The sequence below is a fragment of the Kribbella sp. NPDC026611 genome (genome assembly GCF_040638345.1).
In the GTDB taxonomy this organism is placed as follows: domain Bacteria; phylum Actinomycetota; class Actinomycetes; order Propionibacteriales; family Kribbellaceae; genus Kribbella.
The window spans coordinates 208,459-228,125 of record NZ_JBEZYC010000004.1; the positions used below are offsets into that span (position 1 = coordinate 208,459).

16 protein-coding genes and 2 riboswitches are annotated in these 19,667 nt (G+C 70.1%); of the genes, 12 read left to right on the plus strand and 4 right to left on the minus strand.

What is annotated here, in order from left to right; genetic code table 11:
- Nucleotides 1-50: 50 nt before the first annotated feature.
- On the plus strand, nt 51-1,076 hold the full coding sequence (locus AB0E69_RS18085; RefSeq protein ID WP_360146526.1) for a TerC family protein: 1,026 nt from the start codon (nt 51-53) through the stop codon (nt 1,074-1,076).
- On the opposite strand, the gene AB0E69_RS18090 is transcribed toward AB0E69_RS18085, so the two are convergent.
- From AB0E69_RS18090 to AB0E69_RS18100, 3 genes are read right to left on the minus strand one after another with little or no spacing between them, the layout of a single operon-like run.
- Entirely contained in the window at nt 1,070-1,936 is an 867-nt protein-coding gene (locus tag AB0E69_RS18090; RefSeq protein ID WP_360146529.1) for an NlpC/P60 family protein, read from the minus strand. The genes AB0E69_RS18085 and AB0E69_RS18090 overlap by 7 nt on opposite strands.
- The gene (locus AB0E69_RS18095; protein ID WP_360146532.1) at nt 1,933-2,991 is read right to left on the minus strand and encodes a dipeptide epimerase; all 1,059 of its coding nucleotides are present in this window, start codon (nt 2,989-2,991) and stop codon (nt 1,933-1,935) included. The genes AB0E69_RS18090 and AB0E69_RS18095 overlap by 4 nt, the downstream gene beginning before the upstream one ends.
- Nucleotides 2,988-3,797, minus strand: coding sequence for a serine hydrolase (locus AB0E69_RS18100; RefSeq protein WP_360146535.1), 810 nt, complete (start codon nt 3,795-3,797; stop codon nt 2,988-2,990). Before AB0E69_RS18100 ends, AB0E69_RS18095 begins: the two co-directional genes overlap by 4 nt.
- Nucleotides 3,798-3,841: 44 nt before the next feature.
- Between AB0E69_RS18100 and AB0E69_RS18105 the strand changes: the two genes are divergently transcribed.
- The 5 genes from AB0E69_RS18105 to surE all read left to right on the plus strand — a co-directional run bounded on the left by AB0E69_RS18105 (nt 3,842) and on the right by surE (nt 11,044).
- A complete protein-coding gene (locus AB0E69_RS18105) occupies nt 3,842-4,768 on the plus strand; it encodes a cobalamin biosynthesis protein (RefSeq protein WP_360146538.1) in 927 nt (308 codons plus the stop codon).
- A complete protein-coding gene (locus tag AB0E69_RS18110; protein ID WP_360146541.1) occupies nt 4,759-5,439 on the plus strand; it encodes a phosphoglycerate mutase family protein in 681 nt (226 codons plus the stop codon). Before AB0E69_RS18105 ends, AB0E69_RS18110 begins: the two co-directional genes overlap by 10 nt.
- Complete coding sequence (locus AB0E69_RS18115) at nt 5,430-6,398, plus strand: DUF3500 domain-containing protein (RefSeq protein WP_360146544.1); 969 nt, start codon at nt 5,430-5,432, stop codon at nt 6,396-6,398. The genes AB0E69_RS18110 and AB0E69_RS18115 overlap by 10 nt, the downstream gene beginning before the upstream one ends.
- A 2-nt stretch (nt 6,399-6,400) precedes the next feature.
- Nucleotides 6,401-6,514, plus strand: a riboswitch (cobalamin riboswitch).
- Between the two features lie 32 nt (nt 6,515-6,546).
- Complete coding sequence (gene cobN / locus AB0E69_RS18120) at nt 6,547-10,254, plus strand: cobaltochelatase subunit CobN (protein ID WP_360146547.1); 3,708 nt, start codon at nt 6,547-6,549, stop codon at nt 10,252-10,254.
- Between the two features lie 13 nt (nt 10,255-10,267).
- Nucleotides 10,268-11,044 (plus strand): 5'/3'-nucleotidase SurE, encoded by a 777-nt coding sequence (gene surE / locus AB0E69_RS18125; protein ID WP_360146550.1) that lies wholly within the window; start codon nt 10,268-10,270, stop codon nt 11,042-11,044.
- Here surE and AB0E69_RS18130 read toward each other — a convergent pair.
- A complete protein-coding gene (locus AB0E69_RS18130; protein WP_360146553.1) occupies nt 11,041-11,727 on the minus strand; it encodes a 3-keto-5-aminohexanoate cleavage protein in 687 nt (228 codons plus the stop codon). The two genes, surE and AB0E69_RS18130, sit on opposite strands and share 4 nt — an antisense overlap.
- Nucleotides 11,728-11,857: 130 nt before the next feature.
- Nucleotides 11,858-11,923: riboswitch (cobalamin riboswitch) on the plus strand.
- 171 nt (nt 11,924-12,094) lie between these two features.
- Between AB0E69_RS18130 and AB0E69_RS18135 the strand changes: the two genes are divergently transcribed.
- The 6 genes from AB0E69_RS18135 (at nt 12,095) to AB0E69_RS18160 (ending at nt 19,604) form a co-directional block, all read left to right on the plus strand.
- Entirely contained in the window at nt 12,095-14,221 is a 2,127-nt protein-coding gene (locus AB0E69_RS18135; protein ID WP_360146556.1) for a magnesium chelatase subunit D family protein, read from the plus strand.
- Between the two features lies 1 nt (nt 14,222).
- A complete protein-coding gene (cobO, locus tag AB0E69_RS18140; protein ID WP_360146559.1) occupies nt 14,223-14,837 on the plus strand; it encodes a cob(I)yrinic acid a,c-diamide adenosyltransferase in 615 nt (204 codons plus the stop codon).
- Nucleotides 14,838-14,880: 43 nt separating this feature from the next.
- The gene (locus AB0E69_RS18145) at nt 14,881-16,389 is read left to right on the plus strand and encodes a cobyrinate a,c-diamide synthase (RefSeq protein ID WP_360146562.1); all 1,509 of its coding nucleotides are present in this window, start codon (nt 14,881-14,883) and stop codon (nt 16,387-16,389) included.
- Nucleotides 16,386-17,726, plus strand: coding sequence for a 5,6-dimethylbenzimidazole synthase (gene bluB / locus AB0E69_RS18150; RefSeq protein WP_360146565.1), 1,341 nt, complete (start codon nt 16,386-16,388; stop codon nt 17,724-17,726). The genes AB0E69_RS18145 and bluB overlap by 4 nt, the downstream gene beginning before the upstream one ends.
- Nucleotides 17,723-18,322, plus strand: a complete 600-nt coding sequence (locus tag AB0E69_RS18155) for a hypothetical protein (protein ID WP_360146568.1) — start codon at nt 17,723-17,725, stop codon at nt 18,320-18,322. Before bluB ends, AB0E69_RS18155 begins: the two co-directional genes overlap by 4 nt.
- Before the next feature lie 232 nt (nt 18,323-18,554).
- Nucleotides 18,555-19,604, plus strand: coding sequence for a hypothetical protein (locus tag AB0E69_RS18160; RefSeq protein ID WP_360146571.1), 1,050 nt, complete (start codon nt 18,555-18,557; stop codon nt 19,602-19,604).
- Nucleotides 19,605-19,667: the final 63 nt, after the last annotated feature.

Below are 19,667 nucleotides of genomic sequence, written 5' to 3' on the forward strand. Positions count from 1 at the left end.
GCGGAAGAGACCTTCGGAGTGGATGTTTCGTCTGAGCTCCGGAGGTATCAATGCACGTTGCGCCTTATGTCTGGTACATCACCGTCGGCCTGCTGCTCGCGCTGCTGATCGTCGACGTCTTCGTCATCGGCCGTCGCCCGCACGAGCCGAGCACCAAGGAATCGGCCCGGGCGATCGCCGGGTACGTAGGCCTCGCGGTGCTGTTCGGCCTCGGTGTCTGGGTGTTCTCCGGCGGCGAGTACGCCGGTGAGTTCTTCGCCGGCTGGCTGACCGAGTACAGCCTGAGCGTCGACAACCTGTTCATCTTCCTGATCATCATGTCCAGGTTCAGCGTGCCCAGGAAGTACCAGCAGACCGCGCTGCTGATCGGCATCATCCTGGCGCTGGTGTTCCGCGGCGTCTTCATCGCGGTCGGCGCGGCCGCGATCAACGAGTTCTCCTGGGTCTTCTACCTGTTCGGTGCGTTCCTGGTCTACACCGCGATCCACCTCGCGATGCAGGGCGAGAACGACGACGACGACTTCAAGGAGAACGCGGTCATCCGGTTCGCGAAGAAGCGGCTGAACGCCACCGACGAGTACAACGGCGTCAAGCTGACCGTGCGGAAGAACGGCAAGCGGCTCGTCACCCCGATGGCGCTCGTGATCATCGCGCTCGGCACGACGGACCTGCTGTTCGCGCTCGACTCGATCCCGGCGATCTACGGCCTGACCCAGGAGCCGTTCCTGGTCTTCACCGCGAACGTGTTCGCGCTGATGGGTCTGCGGCAGCTGTACTTCCTGCTCGGTGACCTGCTGAAGCGGCTGGTCTACCTGTCGATCGGCCTGTCGGTGGTGCTCGCGTTCATCGGTGTGAAGCTGGTCCTGCACGCCATGCACGTGAACGAGTTGCCGTTCGTCAACGGCGGTCACCACATCGAGTGGGCGCCGGAGATCCCGATCTGGTTCTCGCTCGGCTTCATCATCATCACGCTCGGCATCACCACGGTCGCCAGCCTGCACAAGTCGCGCAACAGCACGCCGGCGGTCGACCCCGCGCCGGCGGTGGACCCCAAGCCGGCGGAGGAGCGTCAGTAGCGGGCAGCGGCGACCAGCATCGCGTGGCGTTCGTCGGTCAGCGGCCCGTTCTCCAGCCGCTTGCCGGTCTCGGACGCGTGCAGCATCCCCTCCGGCGAAACGAACCCGACGTGGTGCACCGGCTTCCCCGGCCGGGCGAAGAAGTACAGGTCGCCCGGCCGCGCCTCGTCCGCCGGGATGTTCATCAGTGTGTCCGCCTGGTCATGGGCGTCCCGCGGCGTCCTCAGCCCGAGCACTCGGCTCACCGTGTGCACCAGCCCGGAGCAGTCCAGCCCGTACGCCGCCGTACCACCCCAGAGGTACTCCAGCCCGAGGAACAACGACCCCAGCTTCAGCCGGTCCTCCGGCTCCGACGGCTCATGCGCGGACCGCAGTACGTCGTCAGCGAGCCACGCGGAGCCGGCGTCGGGCGTAGCCACCCGGGTGAAGCCATTGGCCTGCTCCACGGAGGCCAGCACGGTCGCGAACGACAGCTCGGCCACCGGACGGCCACCAGGCTCGTCCAGCAGGGAGGCGGTCGGTACGGCGATGGTGACCGGTGACTCGGCGCTCTGCGGCAGCTCGCCGAGGTGACTCGACGGCACCCACCCGGGGTACCCGAGCTCGTCCTGCGACGACGGCTGCCAGGGCGCCAGGATCTCGGACCAGCCGTCGCGTTCCGACCGCACCAGGACGGGTTCGGCGAACAGCAGCTGGGTGAGCGTCCGGCCGTGCAGGCCGAGCCGGATCTCGGTGTTCATCGAGGCGGCCCAGGCGGCCACGTCGGGTTGAGCGGCGATCGCCGGAGCGTCCACGTCACGCGGCGCATCCGGCGAGGTCCAGACCGTACTGACCGGGACTTTGGCGGCGGCTAACTTCATGCGCTCAAGCCTGTCACGCCGAGCCCAGGACCTGAAGGCAGGCGGATCAGCGAGCCTTCGTACCGGATCCCGCCGGCCACCGGCGCCGCCCGCAGCCACCAGGCCGCGTCCAGGTCGTTGACGGCCACGGTCGGGTACGCCGAGACGAGTGCGGCGGCCGCGCCGACGCCGACGTGGCCCTCCATCATGCAGCCGACGATCGCGCCGATCCCGTGCTCACGAGCCACCTCGAGCAGTGTCCGGGCGGGGGCCAGGCCGCCGCACTTGGCGAGCTTGACGTTGACCAGGTCGGCAGCGCCGTGCCGGATGACGTTGACGAGGTCGCGGACGCCGAAGACGGATTCGTCGGCGAGGATCGGCGTACCGACGCGATCCCTCACCCATGCCATGCCCTCGAGGTCGGCGGCCGCGACGGGCTGCTCGACGAGCTCGAGGTCACAGTCCTCGACCGCCTGGATCACCTTCACCGCGTCGCGTCGCGTCCATCCCTGGTTGGCGTCGAGCCGCAGCCGCGGCACCGGGCCGATCGCGTCGCGCACGCGCCGCACCCGCTCGATGTCGCCGGCGGCGTCCGTCCCGAGCTTGAGCTTGAGTACGTCGAAGCCGTCGGCGAGGCGGGCGCGCCCGGCCTCGGCCAGAGCGTCTGCGTCGCCGACCGACAGGGTCACGTCGGTGCGGACCACGTCGACGGTCGAGCCGAGGAAGCCGTGCAGGGTCTGGCCGCGTCGACGCGCTGCCAGGTCGTGCAAGGCGACGTCGACCGCGTCCTTCGCGGCGAAGTTGCCTACCGCTGCGCCCTGCACTCGGCGCAGGGCCTCGGTCAGGTCGTCGGGGCCGAGGCCGTCGAGAGCGGTGGCGATCGGGCCTTCGATGCAGGCCTGAGAGCCGGCGATGGAGTCGCCGGTCACCTTCCAGACCTGCGGTGCTTCGCCCCAGCCGGTGAGGTCGCCGTCGGTCAGCTCGACCAGGAGCGACTCGGCATGCGTGGTGGACCGGAGCGCGGTGACGAAGGGTGTGTGGAGGGGCGCTCGCACGAGGTGCGTGGTGAGCTTCACCGCACGGTCTCCAGGGCGTGGCGGTGGTTCCAGGCCTCCAGCGCGATCTCGGCGATCAGCTTCTGGGCGTCCGCGTCGGGCAGGTCGGATGTCGTACACACGACCACCACGAACGGGTCCGCGTCGTCCGGACGGACGATGCCGCCGTCGTGCCGGATCCGCGTGTCCCAGCCATTCTTGTGCTCGACTCGAGTGCCGGGCGGCAGCAGCGCGGGGATCTCGCCGTTCCACTGGTTGCCCGCCAACAGGTCACGCACGTACTGACCGTCCACCTGATTGCCGACGGCAACAAGTACGCCGGCCAGCCCGGCCGGACTCATCAGGTTGCTGATCCCGGCCGCCTGAGCGGCCCGGTCGTCGATCCCGCGCTGGATGACAGAACCCGAGCCGATCGCGGACTTCGCCAGCACCTGGTTGGCGGCGTCGACGCCGACCTGTTCGAGGACGAGGTCGGTGGCGAGGTTGCTGGAGCGGGTGATCATCTCGGTGGCGAGCCAGCCGAGCGGAACCTGCTCGCCGAGCTTGGCCCAGGTCGCCGGCGCCTCGTCCTCGGCCGGGTTGACGCCGAACCGGCCGCCGGCCGCGGACGCGAAGTCGTTGTGCACCGTCACCGGCTGGTCGAGCGCAAGCTCACCGGCCGCGACCTTCGCCATCATGGCCATCGCCACCGGCAGCTTCATCGTGCTCGCGGAGTAGTGCGTCCGCTCCGCCTCGTGCTCGAACACCGGTACGCCGTCCAGCCGCCCGAGCCACACCCCGAACTGGCCGCTCCCCGCGACCCGCTCGAGCAGTTCCGCGATTCCCATGCCGATCACCCAATCACAAACGCCGACCTGGCAGACTCCGTAGGGTGTCCCGGGCTCTCGGTCTCCTCCTCGGCTTCGCCGCCGACCGCCTCCTCGGTGACCCCCGCCGCTTCCACTCAGTAGCCGGTTTCGGCCAGACCGCGACCCGCCTCGAGCGCCACCTGTACGCCGACTCCCGCCCCGCCGGTACGGCGTACACGGCGGTCCTCGTCGGTACCACGACGTTCCTGGGCATCTCGCTGGAGCGCCTCACCCGCAGGCATCCGTTCCTCCACACCGCACTCACCGCCGCCGCCACCTGGACCGTCCTCGGCGCCCGCAGCCTGGAACGCGAGGCCGAAACCATGGCGGGCCTGCTGGAGGAGAAAGACATCCCGGCAGCACGGGACCGCCTGAGCCACCTCTGCGCCCGCGACGCCACCATGCTCGAGGCGGACGAGCTCGCCCGCGCCACGGTGGAGTCCATCGCCGAAAACACGTCCGACGCCTGCGTCGCCCCGCTGCTCTGGGGCGGCATCTTCGGCGTCCCCGGCCTCCTCGGCTACCGCGCGGCCAACACCCTCGACGCGATGGTCGGCTACCACTCACCCAAGTACCAGAACTTCGGCTGGGCCTCCGCCCGCCTGGACGACGTCCTCAACCTGCTACCCGCCCGAGTCTGTGCGGTGCTGACGGGCTTGGCGGCCGGACGGCTGCCGGAAGCACGTGCGGCATGGATGCGGGACGCCCCGAAGCACCCAAGCCCAAACGCCGGGCCGGTCGAAGCAGCCTTCGCCGGGGCGCTAGGGCTGACCCTGGGCGGCACCAACAACTACGGCACCTACCAGGAAGACCGAGGCACGCTCGGAGACGGACCAGCGCCCACAGTTGGCGACGTACGCCGTACCGCTGCACTGGCCCGGCGCGTTGGAGTTGCTGCCGCCGGAGTCGCGGCCGGGATCGCACTACTGGGGAGGAAGCGATGGGGCTGAGCCACCGGCCGTTGCGAATTGCTCTGATCAGGCACGGGGAGTCCGAGGCGAATCTGGACAAGACGGTCTATGAGCGGATTCCCGACCACGCCGTGCCGTTGACGGCGCACGGGCACGAGCAGGCGGGCAAGGCGGGGAAGTACCTGCGGGAGCTGTTCGAGAACGAGCCTGCGCGGGTGTACGTCTCGCCGTACCTGCGGGCTCGGCAGACGCTGGACTCGCTGGGGCTGGACGACCTGATCGGGTTGCCGCGGGAGGAGCCGCGGTTGCGCGAGCAGGACTGGGCGAACCTGCAGGACACCGCGGACATCGAGCACCAGGAGGAGCTCCGGGACGCGTTCGGGCACTTCTTCTACCGGTTCACCCACGGCGAGTCAGGTGCGGACGTGTACGACCGCGTCTCGACGTTCCTCGAGACGATGCACCGTGACTTCGAGTCGCCGGACGCGCCACGGAACGTGCTGCTGGTGTCGCACGGGCTCACGATGCGATTGTTCTGCATGCGCTGGTTCCACTGGTCGGTACGGTTCGTCGAGACGCTGCGCAACCCGGGCAACGCCGAAACACGCGTCCTGCTGCGGCAGCCGGAATTCCGGTACAAGCTGGATCGGCCGTTCGAGCAGTGGACATCCTACGAACCGACGGAATCGGAGCGATCGGCATGGTTGTAGAGCAGACGCAGCAAGCCGTCATCGACCTGCTGGCGAGCCTGACGCCCGCCCAGCTCGACAAGATCCGCGCCCCCTTCGACACACCGGACCACAAGGACTGGACCTACCTGCCCGGCGACCGTCCCGGCTTGCCGCTGTCCGATCTGACGCCCGGTCAGCAGGATCTGGCGAAGCGGCTGGTCGAGATCGGCTGCAGCGAGCGCGGCGCGGCCGACTCCTGGGCGGTCCTCGACGCCGAGGTCCTCCTCCGCGGCATCCCGCCCCTGCCGGACACCGGCGCCTGGGAGGGCTCGGTCCTCGGCGGGCGCTACTTACTGCGGGTGCTCGGTGACCCGTCCGGTGTCGAACCCTGGGCCTGGCGGCTCAACGGTCATCACCTGGCGATCCACGTCACACTGGTCGACGGCGCGATCTCGTTCACCCCGCAGTTCCTCGGCTCGAACCCGGCCGAGGTCCGGGAAGGACCGCAGGCCGGCCGCCGCTTCCTTGCCGCCGAGCAGGACCTGGGCTTCCAGCTCCTGCACGCGCTGGAGCCCGGTCAGCGCGAGCTCGCGGTCGTCTCGCCGGACGCTCCCGACGACATCCTGACCCGCCACGACCCGGTCGCCGACCCCAAGCTCCTGCACAGCGGCCTCCCGTACGGCGACATGACCGAGGACCAGCGTCAGCTCTTCAGCCTGCTGATCGGCCAGTACGTCGGTCGCGCGGCCGGGCCGATCGGGTTGCAGACCTGGCAGGACATCACCGAGCAGGGCATCGAGCGCCTGACCTTCGCCTGGGCCGGCGCGACCGAACCCGGGGTCGGCCACCGGCACTACTACTCGATCGCCGGGCCGACGTTCCTGGCCGAGTACGACAACACCCAGGACGACGCGAACCACATCCACTCGGTCTGGCGTGACCTGCGTAACGACTGGGGAACCGATCTCCTGGCCCAGCACTACTCCATGCACCGCTAGAGTCAGCAAGGTCATCCGACGGCAACCCAGCAGGAACCCGGTGTGAGTCCGGGACGGTCCCGCCACTGTGACCCCGTGAGGGGGAGTCAGGAACTGCCGCCGTCGTACCTCCGGTCGGGGCGTGGACACCCCGGGAAGGACTGCCCGCGTGGCTGCGAATCTTCTGCTGCTGTCGACTGCTGATACCGATCTCCTGGCCGCTGCCGAGGCGGGTGCCGGGTGGAAGGTCGCCAACCCGGCCCGGCTCGAGCTGAGCGCGCTGGGCCCGCTGCTCGAGGCCGCCGAGGTGGTCGTCGTCCGGCTGCTCGGCGGCAAACGAGCCTGGGAGGACGGGCTCGACGCGGTCCTCGCGTCGGGCAGGCCGACGGTCGTGGTCAGCGGTGAGGCCGCGCCCGACGCCGAGCTGATGTCGCTGTCGACCGTGCCCGCCGGCGCGGTCACCGAGGCACTCGCCTACCTGCGCGAGGGCGGCGCGGAGAACCTCCGCAACCTGGCCGGATTCCTCCGCGACACGCTGCTGCTGACCGGCGACGAGTTCGAGCCGCCGCGGACACTCCCGGCGTACGGCGTCCGCGGGTCCTTCACCGAGGACGACCGGCCGGTGGTCGGGATCGTCTACTACCGCGCCCACGAGATCTCCGGCAACACCGCGTTCGTCGACGCGCTCGCCACCGCGGTCGCCGACGCCGGCGCGCAGCCGTTGCCGGTGTACTGCGGCACGCTGCGCGGGCTCGACCCCACGAGCGACGAGAACGCCGGGCTGTTCGAGCTGCTGCGGAAGTGCGACGTCCTCGTCACCACGTTGCTCGCGGCGGGCGGCTCGGTCGCGGCCAACGCGAGCGCGGGCGGAGCCGATGACGCTTGGGACGCCGGTGCGCTCGCCTCCCTCGACATCCCGCTCATCCAGGGCCTCGCCCTGACGTCGACCCGTGAGCAGTGGGTGGAGAGCGATGCCGCGATCAGCCCGCTGGACGCGGCGACGCAGGTGGCGATTCCGGAGTTCGACGGACGGCTGATCACGATCCCGTTCTCGTTCAAGTCGTACGACGCCGACGGGCTGGCCCGGTACGCACCGGACGCGGAGCGATGTGCGCGGCTGGCCGGTATCGCCGTCGCGCACGCCCGGCTGCGGCACGTGCCGGCCGCCGAGAAGCGGCTGGCCCTGGTGTTGTCGTCGTACCCGACCAAGCACGCGCGGATCGGGAACGCGGTCGGCCTGGACACGCCGGCGTCGGCGGTCGTGCTGCTCGGGCAGTTGGAGACCGCCGGCTACGACCTCGGCGGGCTGGACCTGAGCGAGCTGCAGGGCGCGGACGGCGCGGACGGGCTGATCCATCGGCTGATCGCGGCCGGTGGGCACGACGTCGACTGGCTGACCGACGAGCAACTGGCCAACGCCGTGGCGAAGGTCCCGCTGTCGACGTACGCGAAGTGGTTCGGCCGGACCCCGGAATCGTTGCAGGCGGCAATGATCGAGGCGTGGGGTGCGGCGCCGGGCGAGTTGTACGTCGACAACTCCGGGGACGAGCCGGCGATCGCGCTCGCGGCGCTGCGGTTCGGGAACGTCGTACTGATGATCCAGCCGCCGCGCGGGTTCGGCGAGAACCCGGTGGCGATCTACCACGACCCGGACATGGCGCCGTCGCACCACTACCTGGCGGCGTACCGCTGGCTCGAGGCCCGGCCCGAAGACGGCGGTTTCGGTGCCCACGCCGTCGTACACCTCGGCAAGCACGGCACGCTGGAATGGCTCCCCGGCAAGGGCATCGGGATGGCGGCCGACTGCGCGCCGGACGCCGTGCTCGGGAACCTGCCGATGGTCTACCCGTTCATCGTCAACGACCCGGGGGAGGGGACGCAGGCCAAGCGGCGGGCGCACGCGACCGTCGTCGACCACCTGGTGCCGCCGATGGCGCGGGCGGAGACGTACGGCGACATGGCGAAGCTGGAGTACCTGCTCGACGAGTACGCGACCGTGTCCGCGTTGGACCCGGAGAAGGTGCCGACACTGCGGGCGCAGATCTGGACGCTGATCCAGGCGGCGCAGCTGCACCACGACCTGCACACGTCGGACAAGCCGGCGGACGACGAATTCGACGAGTTCGTGCTGCACCTGGACGGTTACCTGTGCGAGATCAAGGACGTGCAGATCCGGGACGGGCTGCACATCCTCGGCGGTGCGCCCGTGGGCGAGGCGCGGGTGAACCTCGTCCTCGCGGTACTGCGGGCGCGGCAGCTGTGGGGCGGCTCGTACTCGATCCGCGGGCTCCGCGCTGCTCTCGGCCAGTCCTTCGGCGTCGACGAAGCCGCTCTGCTCGACAGTCCTGGGCCTGCGGCTGATCTCGCCGACCTCGCCACTCTCGTCGACCTACCAGCCGTGACCGGCGCTGATGGAGTGGACATTCTGGAGGCCGTTGCGCGGAAGCTCGTGGTCGGGATGGAGACCATGAGCTGGGACGTGACGAAGGTTCCGGTTGTGGTGGCTGAGGTGTTGGCCCGGGACTCCGAAGAGGTAGTGCGCACGTTGAGGTTTGCGGCGGAGGAGGTTGTGCCTCGGCTGGCGCGGACCGGGGACGAGCTCACGAACGTACTGCGGGCGTTGGACGGGCGGTTCGTCGAGGCCGGGCCGTCGGGGTCGCCGACCCGTGGGCTGGTGAACGTTCTGCCAACAGGGCGCAACTTCTACGCCGTCGACCCGAAGGCGATCCCGAGCCGGAACGCGTGGGACGTCGGCGTCGCGCTCGCCGACTCGCTGCTCGCTCGGCACCAGGCCGAGACGGGGGAGTACCCGCGATCGGTCGGGCTGACTATCTGGGGTACGTCGGCGATGCGCACGCAGGGCGACGACCTGGCCGAGGTGCTGTGGCTGCTCGGGTGCCGGCCGGTCTGGGACGAGGCGTCGCGGCGGGTGACCGGGTTCGACGTGGTCGGCATCGAGGAGCTCGGACGGCCGCGGATCGACGTCACGATCCGGATCTCCGGGTTTTTCCGGGACGCGTTCCCGCACGTCGTCGCGCTGCTCGACGAGGCCGTGCGAACGGTGGCGGCGTTGGACGAGGCGCCCGCCGAGAACTTCCTGAAGGCGCACGTTGACGAAGACGTTGCCTCGGGCAACGACGTACGGCAGGCGACGGCTCGCGTGTTCGGGTCCAAGCCCGGCTCGTACGGCGCCGGCCTGCTGCCGCTCGTCGATGCGCGCAACTGGCGGACTGACGCCGAGCTGGCCGAGGTGTACGCCGTTTGGGGCGGGTACGCGTACGGCAAGGGCCTGGACGGCGCCGAGGCGCGCGGGTCGATGGAGCGCGCGTACGCCCGGATCCAGGTCGCCGCGAAGAACGCGGACACCCGCGAGCACGACATCATGGACTCCGACGACTACTTCCAGTACCACGGCGGCATGATCGCGATGGTCCGGCATCTCACCGGCGCGAACCCGAAGGCGTACGTCGGCGACTCCGCCGTACCCGCGCAAGTGAAGACGCGGTCGCTCGACGAAGAGGCCAAGCGGGTGTTTCGCGCCCGGGTGGTGAACCCGCGGTGGATGGCGGCGATGCGGCGGCACGGGTACAAGGGCGCGTTCGAGATGGCAGCGACCGTGGACTACCTGTTCGGGTACGACGCGACCGCGGGCGTGGTCGACGACTGGATGTACGAGACGCTGACCACGGAGTACGTCGCGGACCCGGAGATGGCCGAGTTCTTCCGGAAATCGAACCCGTGGGCGCGGCACGGGATCGCGGAGCGGCTGCTCGAGGCCGCCCAGCGCGGGCTGTGGACGGAACCGTCGGCCGAGGCGCTGGAGACGCTGCGGAACGCCGTCCTTGAGACGGAGGGTGACATCGAGGATCGCGGCTGATTGGGTGGAGCCCATGGCAACCGACCGGCCCAGGGTCCTGATCACGAACGACGACGGCTATCGCGCTCCCGGGATCCGTGCACTCGCGCCGGCGGTCGCCGAGCTCGGGTACGACGTCCTCGTGGTCGCGCCGATCAACGACGAGAGCGGGGTCGGCTCGGCCCGCGCCGGGATGGTCGGGCGGCCGATCCGGACCGAGACGGACGTCGTCGACGGGGTCACGTACCTGGGGATCGACGGTACGCCGGCGCTCGCGGTCACGCTGGCCGTCGTCGGGGCGTTCGGGGCGGCGCCGGACGTGGTGCTGTCGGGGATCAACCGTGGGCACAACATCGGCGTACCGATCTTCCACTCCGGCACCGTGGCGGCGGCGCTGACCGCGGCCGGGCAGGGGCTGTCGGCGGTGGCGATGAGCATGGCGTCGGAGGACCCGGCGTACTGGCCGACCGCGGCGGCCGTCGCGGTCGAGGCGCTCGGCTGGGTCCTCGGCGAGCCGGCCGGGACGGTTCTGACCATCAATGTGCCGGACCTGCCGCTGGCCCAGCTGGCCGGCGTACGGCATGCATCCCTCGCGCCGATCAAGCGCTCGCGGGTTGTCGGCACCACCGCGCCGACGGGCGAGCCGATGATCATGCTCGAGCCGGTCCGGCCGGATCCGGTGGCCGGCTCGGACGAGGCCTTGCTCGCCGCCGGGTTCGTGACCGTCACGCCGATCGTCGGCATCCGCGAGGTGAAGGACGACACCGCCGCCACCGCGTTGGCCAAGCGCCTGACCAACCGAGCCGACTAGAGAAAGCTCACGAGATCGGCGTTGGTTTTCACCGGCTGGCCTTCCGGTCCGCTGAGCATGTCTTCGAGGCCAACCCGTATGTCGTACCCGCATGCTTGGGCCCATCGCAGTACCGGCCAGGCCCACCCGTTCTCGCCGTGCACCAGCACGTCGTCGCGCCCGAGGACCTCCAGCACCGCCTGTGCGGCCGCGATCCCGTCCACGCCCGGGGAGATCCCCGCAATCGCCTCCACCAGCACCCTCGTCACCTCACCACCCCAGGCGAGATACCGACGCGCCGCCTCCAGTGTGAACAGCCCGGCCTCCACGCCGATCCCACGCGAAGTCAGGGTGTCGGCCACCCACTCGGCCCCGACCTCATGAAAGTTCACACTCGCAAAGTCCGGCCCGCGCTCCCACTCACCAACCAACCGAACCCGCTCCGCGACCTCCGGCACAATCCCTTCCCGGGTCGACACCCCCACCGGCACCCCAGGACAGGTGCCCCGCACCGCCTCCACCGCGGCCCGGATGTCAACCCACGCGAGGCTCTCCACCCCGTCGACTCCCCGCGGATGCACATGCACAGCCTGAGCCCCCGCCCCCACGGCCTCCGCAGCCGCCACCCCGACCTGCACGGGCGTGATCGGCACCCCAGGGTGATCCCGCTGACCCCGATCCCCGTTCAAACAGACCTTGATCATGCACCGAGGCTAAGACGATCAAGGGCTCGACCGGCGACCGGGCCGGCGGCGACACCGAGGACGAGCTGTGTGAACCTCGTCGCTGAGGGACTGGGTGGGGTGTGCCATGATCGGGCCGACGGTCGTGGAGGAACCCGGTGCGAGTCCGGGGCGGTCCCGCCACTGTGACCGGGGGAGATCCCCGGGAGCCAGGACATCCGCGGCCGTTCGCCGGAGCTGCCGTTCCGGCGTGCCAACTGCCGTGGCGGGCGTGGACACCCGCTCGACGAAAGGGACCACCGCCGTGCGGGCAGCGCCATCGAAGCCATCCAGGCCATCCAGGCCATCCAAGTCATCGAACGGGTTTCCGTTCACCGCGATCGTCGGGATGGACGAGCTCCAGCTGGCGCTCGTCCTGGCCACGATCTCGCCGGCGATCGGCGGGGTGCTGATCCGCGGCGAGAAGGGTACGGCGAAGTCGACCGCCGTCCGCGCCCTCACCGAGATCCTGCCGCCGGTCGACGTCGTACCCGGGTGCCGCTTCTCCTGCGACCCAGATCACCCGGACGCCGGCTGTCCGGACGGCCCGCACTCCGATGAACGCGCCGTTCGGCCTGCGCGGTTGGTGGAGCTACCAGTCGGGGCTACTGAGGACCGGGTGCTCGGGTCGTTGCACCTGGAGAAGGCGCTGACCGAGGGAGTCACGGCGTACGAACCGGGTCTGCTGGCTGCTGCTCACCGCGGGTTGCTGTACGTCGACGAAGTGAACCTGCTGCACGACCACCTGGTCGACGTACTGCTCGACGCCGCCGCGATGGGCAGGGCGACGGTCGAGCGGGACGGGGTTTCGGTCACGCACCCGGCGCGGTTCGTGCTGGTCGGGACGATGAACCCGGAGGAGGGCGAGCTGCGGCCGCAGCTGCTCGACCGGTTCGGGCTGACCGTGGACGTGGTCGCCAGCCGCGACCCCGCCGTACGCGTCGAGGTGATGCGCGCACGGCTCGGGTACGAGGCGGATCCGGAGGGCTTCGTGGTCCGGTACGACGGGCCGCAGCGTGAGCTCGCCGAGCGGATCGTGAAGGCGCGGGACCTGCTCTCCGAAGTGATCCTGACCGATGGTGCCCTGCGGCAGATCGCGGAGATCTGCGCCGCGTTCGACGTCGACGGGATGCGCGCCGACCTCGTCACGGCTCGTACTGCGGTTGCGCACGCGGCCTGGTCCGGCCGCACCGTCGTCGAGGTCGAGGACGTCCGCGCCGCGGCCAAACTCGCGCTGCCGCACCGACGGCGGCGGAACCCGTTCGACACCCCGGGGCTCGACGAGCAGGCGCTCGAAGAAGCCATCAGAAACAGCACCCCGGATGACGATCCGGATGGTGATGGACCGGGGTCGGGTGGGGACGATCGTGGTCGCGAAGAGCCGACTGCCGACGCGGACCCAGAACTGTCTGCGAACAACGGAGGCCCGGCGAGTGCCGATCCGAGGGGGGAGCAAGGCGGCGAGCCCGCCGGCCCCGGCGACGCCGCGGACCGCGCGGACGGCCCGCACCGGGCGGACCGCCCGAGCGACTCGGACGGCCCGGGCGGCGCCGACCCCCGTGGGCGCGCAGGTGCAGGAGCGGACGACCGGGGGTTGAGCGATCCGGCGGGTGGTGACTCCGACAAGCAGGCGGGTGTCGCGCCGGTCGGAGATGTTGTCGGTAGCTCTGAGCCGTATCGGGCTCGGCTGCTCAGTGTGCAGGCGGCTGGTGTGGGGGTTGCTGGGCGGCGGTCGAGGGCTATCACGGATGTTGGGCGGGTGGTGGGCGATCGTCCGCGGGTTGGGCGTGAGATGGGGCGGCTGCATCTGCTGTCGACCATCCGGAGTGCGGCGCCGTACCAGCAGGTGCGCGGGCGGAGGGGCGCCGGGCTGCGGGTGCGGCCGGCGGACGTGCGGCTTGCCGTGCGGGAAGGGCGAGAGGGGAATCTCGTGCTCTTCTGCGTGGATGCGTCCGGCTCGATGGGGACGAAGAAGCGGATGGGCGAGGTGAAGACGGCGATCGTCTCGCTGCTGCTCGACGCGTACCAGCGGCGCGACACCGTCGGGCTGGTGACCTTCGCGGGCGCCGCCGCGACCGTCGCGCTCCCGCCGACCGGCAGCGTGGAGACCGCCGTACGGCGGTTGGAGTCGCTCCCGACCGGTGGGCGTACGCCGCTCGCCGAAGGGCTCCTGCAAGCAGCCGAGGTACTGCGGATCGCCGCGATCCGTGACCCGCGCCGCCGCCCGCTGCTGGTGCTGGTGACCGACGGGCGGGCGACGCACGGGGACAACGCGTTCGCCAGGGCACGGCAGGCTGCGGGATGGCTGGCCCAGGGCGGGATCGCGACCGTGGTCGTCGACTGCGAGCCGCGGCGTGGGGTCCGGCTCGGGTTGGCGGGCGAGCTCGCGGGTGCGCTCGGAGCGGAGTACCTCGACCTCGGAGATGTTGCTGCGGGCAACCTTGTCCGTACGGTCATGGACCGGAAGGTGGCCTGAGATGCCGAAGGGACAGCCGACCGCCGTACCGGACGACGGACTGACCACGCGGCAGCGGCGCAACCGCCCGTTGCTGATGGTGCACACCGGCGAGATGAAGGGGAAGTCGACCGCCGCGTTCGGGATGGCGCTGCGCGGCTGGAACCAGGGCTGGAACCTCGGGGTCTTCCAGTTCGTGAAGAGCGCGAAGTGGAAGGTCGGCGAGGAGAGCGCGTTCAAGGCGCTCGGCGAGGTGCATGCGACGACCGGTCAGGGTGGGCCGGTCGAGTGGCACAAGATGGGCGAAGGCTGGAGCTGGTCCCGCAAGGCCGGCACCGAGGAAGATCACGCGGCGGACGCGCTCGAGGGCTGGCGGGAGATCCAGCGCCGGCTCGCGGCCGAGACGCATGACCTGTACGTCCTCGACGAGTTCACGTACCCGATGAAGTGGGGCTGGATCGACGTCGCCGAAGTGGTCGAGACGCTGACGACGCGTCCAGGTCACCAGTACGTCGTGATCACCGGCCGCGACGCCCATCCCGCGCTGATGGAGGCCGCCGACCTGGTCACCCAGATGACCAAGGTCAAGCACCCGATGGACGCCGGTCAAAAGGGTCAGAAGGGCATCGAGTGGTAACGCCCGAGACTCGTCGCGGGGTCGCACCTGAGGTGATCCGGCGGTGACCGGGAGCGTGCCGCGGGTCGTGGTGGCCGCGCCCGCGTCGGGCACTGGGAAGACGACTGTTGCTGTCGGGCTGATGGGTGCGCTGCGGCAGGCAGGGCACACGGTCGCGGGGTTCAAGGTCGGCCCGGACTACATCGACCCTGGCTTCCACGCCGTCGCGACCGGACGGCCCGGGCGGAACCTCGACCCGATGCTGTCGGGGGAGGAGCGCGTCGGACCGCTGTTCGCGCACGGCGCCGCCGATGCCGACATCGCCGTCATCGAGGGCGTGATGGGTCTGTACGACGGCGCGCTCGGGACCGACGGCTATGCCTCTACCGCGCACGTGGCGAAGCTGCTCAAGGCTCCCGTCGTGCTGGTCGTCGACGCATCGGCCGCCGGGCGCAGCGTCGGCGCTGTCGTGCAGGGTTTCGTTGCCTACGACCCGGAGATCCGCATCGTCGGCGTCATCCTCAACAAACTCGGCTCCGACCGCCACGAAGCCGAGGTCCGCGCCGGCGTGGCTCCGACCGGCATCCCCGTCCTCGGCACCCTCCGCCGAGACCCCCGCCTGACCGTCCCCAGCCGCCACCTGGGCCTGATCCCCGCCACCGAACAACAAACCCAAGCCGAACAAGCAGTAACAGCCGCCACCGAGTTGGTCCGCCAAGGCGTAGACCTAACCACCTTCACAACAGCCGCCAAAGCAGCCCCTCCCCAGGCCTTCACCCCCTGGAACCCAACCACCGAAGTAACCCACCCCCGGGCCACCGCGGCCACCCCCGCCTCAGGGCATCCGGCCACGCCAATCCCCCCGACCGCAGGGCATCCGGCCACGGGCATCCTCCCGACCTCGGGACATCGGGCCACAGCAACCACCCCCACCTCGGGGCATCCGGCTCCTCCGCTCACCTCAGTCCAGGGCCATCAGCCGCTGATTGCTGTTGCGGCCGGTCCGGTCTTCTCCTTCCACTACACCGAGACCACAGAGCTGCTGCGAGCCGCAGGCGCCGAGGTAGTCACCTTCGACCCCCTCACCGACAAGTTGCCCGAGGCAACCGCAGGCTTGTATCTCGGCGGCGGCTTCCCAGAGCTACACGCAGAAGCCCTGTCAGCGAACAAAGACCTCCACACCCAGGTCAGCTCCAAGATCACCAGCGGCATGCCCACAGTCGCCGAGTGCGCCGGCCTCCTCTACCTCTGTCGCGAGCTCGACGGCCACAAACTGACCGGCGTACTCCCGGCGACCGCACACATGACCGGCAAGCTCACCCTCGGCTACCGCACCGCCGTAGCCGCGACCACCACCACCTTCTACGACGAAGGACGCCGCGTGCGAGGCCACGAGTTCCACCGAACCGCGATCGAGCCCGACGACGGCGTGAGCCCGGCCTGGCACCTGCCAGGCGGCGTCGAAGGCATCGCCCGCCCCCACGTCCACGCGTCGTACCTACATCTGCACTGGACGGCAACACCCGACGTACCGGCCCGGTTCGTCGCGGCGGCCAGGGAGTTCGAGTCATGAGGCTCGTCCTGGGCATCGGCCTCCGAAGCGGCACGCCGTACGACGAACTCCGCGAGCTGATCGACCGCGCAATAAAGGGCATCGACGGCGAGATCACCCTCGTCGCCACACTGGACGGCCGGGAACACGAGCCCGCCCTCAAGCAGCTCGGCGTCGACATATGCACCTTCAAAGCGACCGACCTGGCCGAGCAACCGACACCGACCCCCAGCACCCGGGTCGACGAGCTGACAGGTACGCCGAGCGTCGCCGAGGCGGCTGTCCTTGCCGCAGGTGCTCAGCTGATCGTCCAGAAGCAGCGGAGTACCAACGCAACGGTCGCCGTCGGCCGCCTACCAGCGCCCGGCTACGACGCAAACGACCGCGAGGTCGTCCACCGCGTGATCGCCGAGCGCCGAGACGTCCGCCGAGGCTTCCTTGACGTGCCAGTTCCAGCTGATCTGCTGACGAGGGTGCTCGAAGCGGCTCATCGCGCCCCCAGCGTCGGGCTCAGTCAGCCGTGGGACTTCCTCGTCATCCGGGACCACGCCACCCGCCGCAAGATCCACGACTTGGCCACCGCGCAGCGCGACGCCTTCGCCGCATCCCTCCCCGACGACCGCCGCGCCGCATTCGACGGACTCAAGATCGAGGCGATCCTCGACACACCGGTGAACATCGCCGTCACCTGCGACCCCGGCCGCGGCGGCCGCCACGTCCTGGGCCGGCACGCGGACCCCCGCACCACCTGGTTCTCGGCAGCGATCGCGATCCAGAACCTCTGGCTCGCCGCGCGGGCGGAGGGCCTCGGCGTCGGCTGGGTCTCCTTCTTCGAACCGTCCGAAGTACAGGCCGTCCTCGACCTCCCGCCGCACATCGAGCTCGTCGGCTACCTCTGCGTCGGGTACGTCGATGAGTTCGCCGCCGCCCCCGAACTCGTCCGGACGGGCTGGGCCAAGCGCCGTCCGCTCACCTGGGCGATCCACCACGAGGAGTGGGGCCGCCGCGACGCCTCGATCGTCGACGACGCCGTTCAGGCCGGCGCCGCGGCAGTAACCACCGGACAAACCTTGCGCCTGGTCGTCGGCGGCGACCGCGCGGCCCTCGAGCAGCCCGACGTACTCCTCATCGACCTTGGAACGGACCGACCGGCCAAGGACTTCGGCATCCTCTGGCGGCCGGCGCGGACAACGGAGGAAGCAGTCGAGTTCGGCGTGGAGATCGCCCGGGACCTCGGGCTGCAAGGCGTCGCGCACCTTGTCGTCGAGGTATCGGACCGGTCGGAGCGGGCCGCGGCGCTCGCCCGGGGTGTGGCCCTGGGTGCCCGAGCCTGTGGTCTGACACACTCCTCCGCATGACCACCGAGCCGATGTACGTCCCCGCGTTCTCGATGAAGCAGCGGGTCACGCTGATGGCCAACAAGTACGAGCTGATCGCCACCAACCCGGACGGGTCCGACGGCGCGCTGCTGGCGTTCGCGCAGCAGAAGCGGATGGCGCTCAAGGAGCAGGTCACGTTCTACACCGACGACACCAAGAGCCAGCCGGTGTTCTCGTTCAAGGCCCGCAAGGCGATCGACCTCGGCTCCGGGTACGACGTGACGGACGCCGACGGCGTGCCGATCGGGTGGTTCAAGAAGGAGTTCGGGAAGAGCCTGCTCCGGTCCAGCTGGCAGCTGACGGCCGGTGAGGTGTACGCGAACGGCACCGAGCGCAACCCGACGGTCGCGATCGTCCGCCGGGTCTGGGAGTTCGTCCCGTTCGTCGGCGAGATCCCGCTGCCGTTCATCTTCCACTTCGACTTCACCGACGCGAGCACCGGCCAGCCCGTGCTGTCGGTGGAGCGGAAGATCTCGGTCCGGGACCGCTACCGGATCACGGTCCAGGACCAGCGCCTCGACTTCCGCGTCGCCGCCGCGATGACGGTGGCCCTGGACGCCCTCCAGTCCCGCTGAGAAGTCGCCTGAGAAGTCCCGCCGAGAAATCCAGCTGAGAAATCGCGCTGAGAAGTCACGCTGAGGTACCGGCGTACGACCACGGTAGTACGCCGGGCTCACTCTTTTGGGTGAACTCACCCTGACCCCCCTTGGTTCGGCCACCGGCCGGTGCGAGGCTGTACATATGGGTGCAACGCAGCGCAGTCGACGGTGGTTGGTTCCGGTCACGTCAGTCGCGGTAGTGGCAGGGGTGGGGCTTCTCGGGCCGGCAGTGGCCGACGCGTCGTCGCCGCATCTGCCCGGGATCACCGCGCAGGACCTGCTCGCGAAGGTGCAGACCGCGAAGGTCGACGGCCTGAGCGGCACGGTGCACTCGAAGACCGACCTGGGGCTCCCGGTGCTACCGGGTGTGGCGGGCGCGAGCCAGTTCACCGAGTTCCTGACCGGTGAGCACACCGCGCGGGTCGCGTTCGCGACGCCGGACAAGGCGCGGGTCTCGGTGCTGGACAACCAGGCCGAGCGGGTCTGGACCACGGACGGCAAGTCCGCCTGGGCCTACGACTCGGACAAGCGCGAGGCCACCAGGCTGACCGTTCCGGCGCACCCGACGCTGCCGGACAAGAAGGGCGTCACGCCGCGGGACTACGACCCGCAGGCGGTGGCCAAGCAGTTCCTCGACGCGATCGACCCGACCACCAAGGTCCAGGTCAGCGGGACCGAGAAGGTCGCCGGCCGGGACGCCTACAAGCTGCGCCTGGTGCCGAAGTCCGACAAGAGCACGGTCGGCTCGGTGACCCTGGCGATCGACTCCAAGACGTGGGTCCCGCTGGACGTGACCGTGATGCCGCGGAGCGGTAAGAACGCGGCGGTCGAGTTCGGCTTCACGTCGGTGTCGTTCGACGTACCCTCGGCGAGCACGTTCGCGTTCACCCCGCCGAAGGGCGTGAAGGTGACTGACGGAAAGGTGCCGGGCGCGCCGGGCGAGAAGGTGCCGAACCGTGAGGTTCCGCGCACGTTCAAGCCGGGCCAGGGCAAGCCGGGTGCAGACGCGAAGCCGACCGTGATCGGCGAGGGCTGGGAGGCCGTCGCGATGATCCGGAGCGGCGAGACCGCCCAGCTGACCAACGGCCCGCTCGGCCAGCTCCTGGCCAAGGCGCCGGTGGTGCAGGGCTCGTGGGGCAAGGGGAAGCTGGTGACCAGCAAGATGGTGAACGCGTTGATCACCGACGACGGCCGGGTCTTCGCCGGCCTGGTCACCCCGGACACCCTGCAGGCCGCCGCGGCCAAGGCGCCCCGCTGACCACCCTGCTGGCCACCACCGCCCACGAGCGAGTCGGCGCCGGGCCGAGCACCGAGCGGGCAA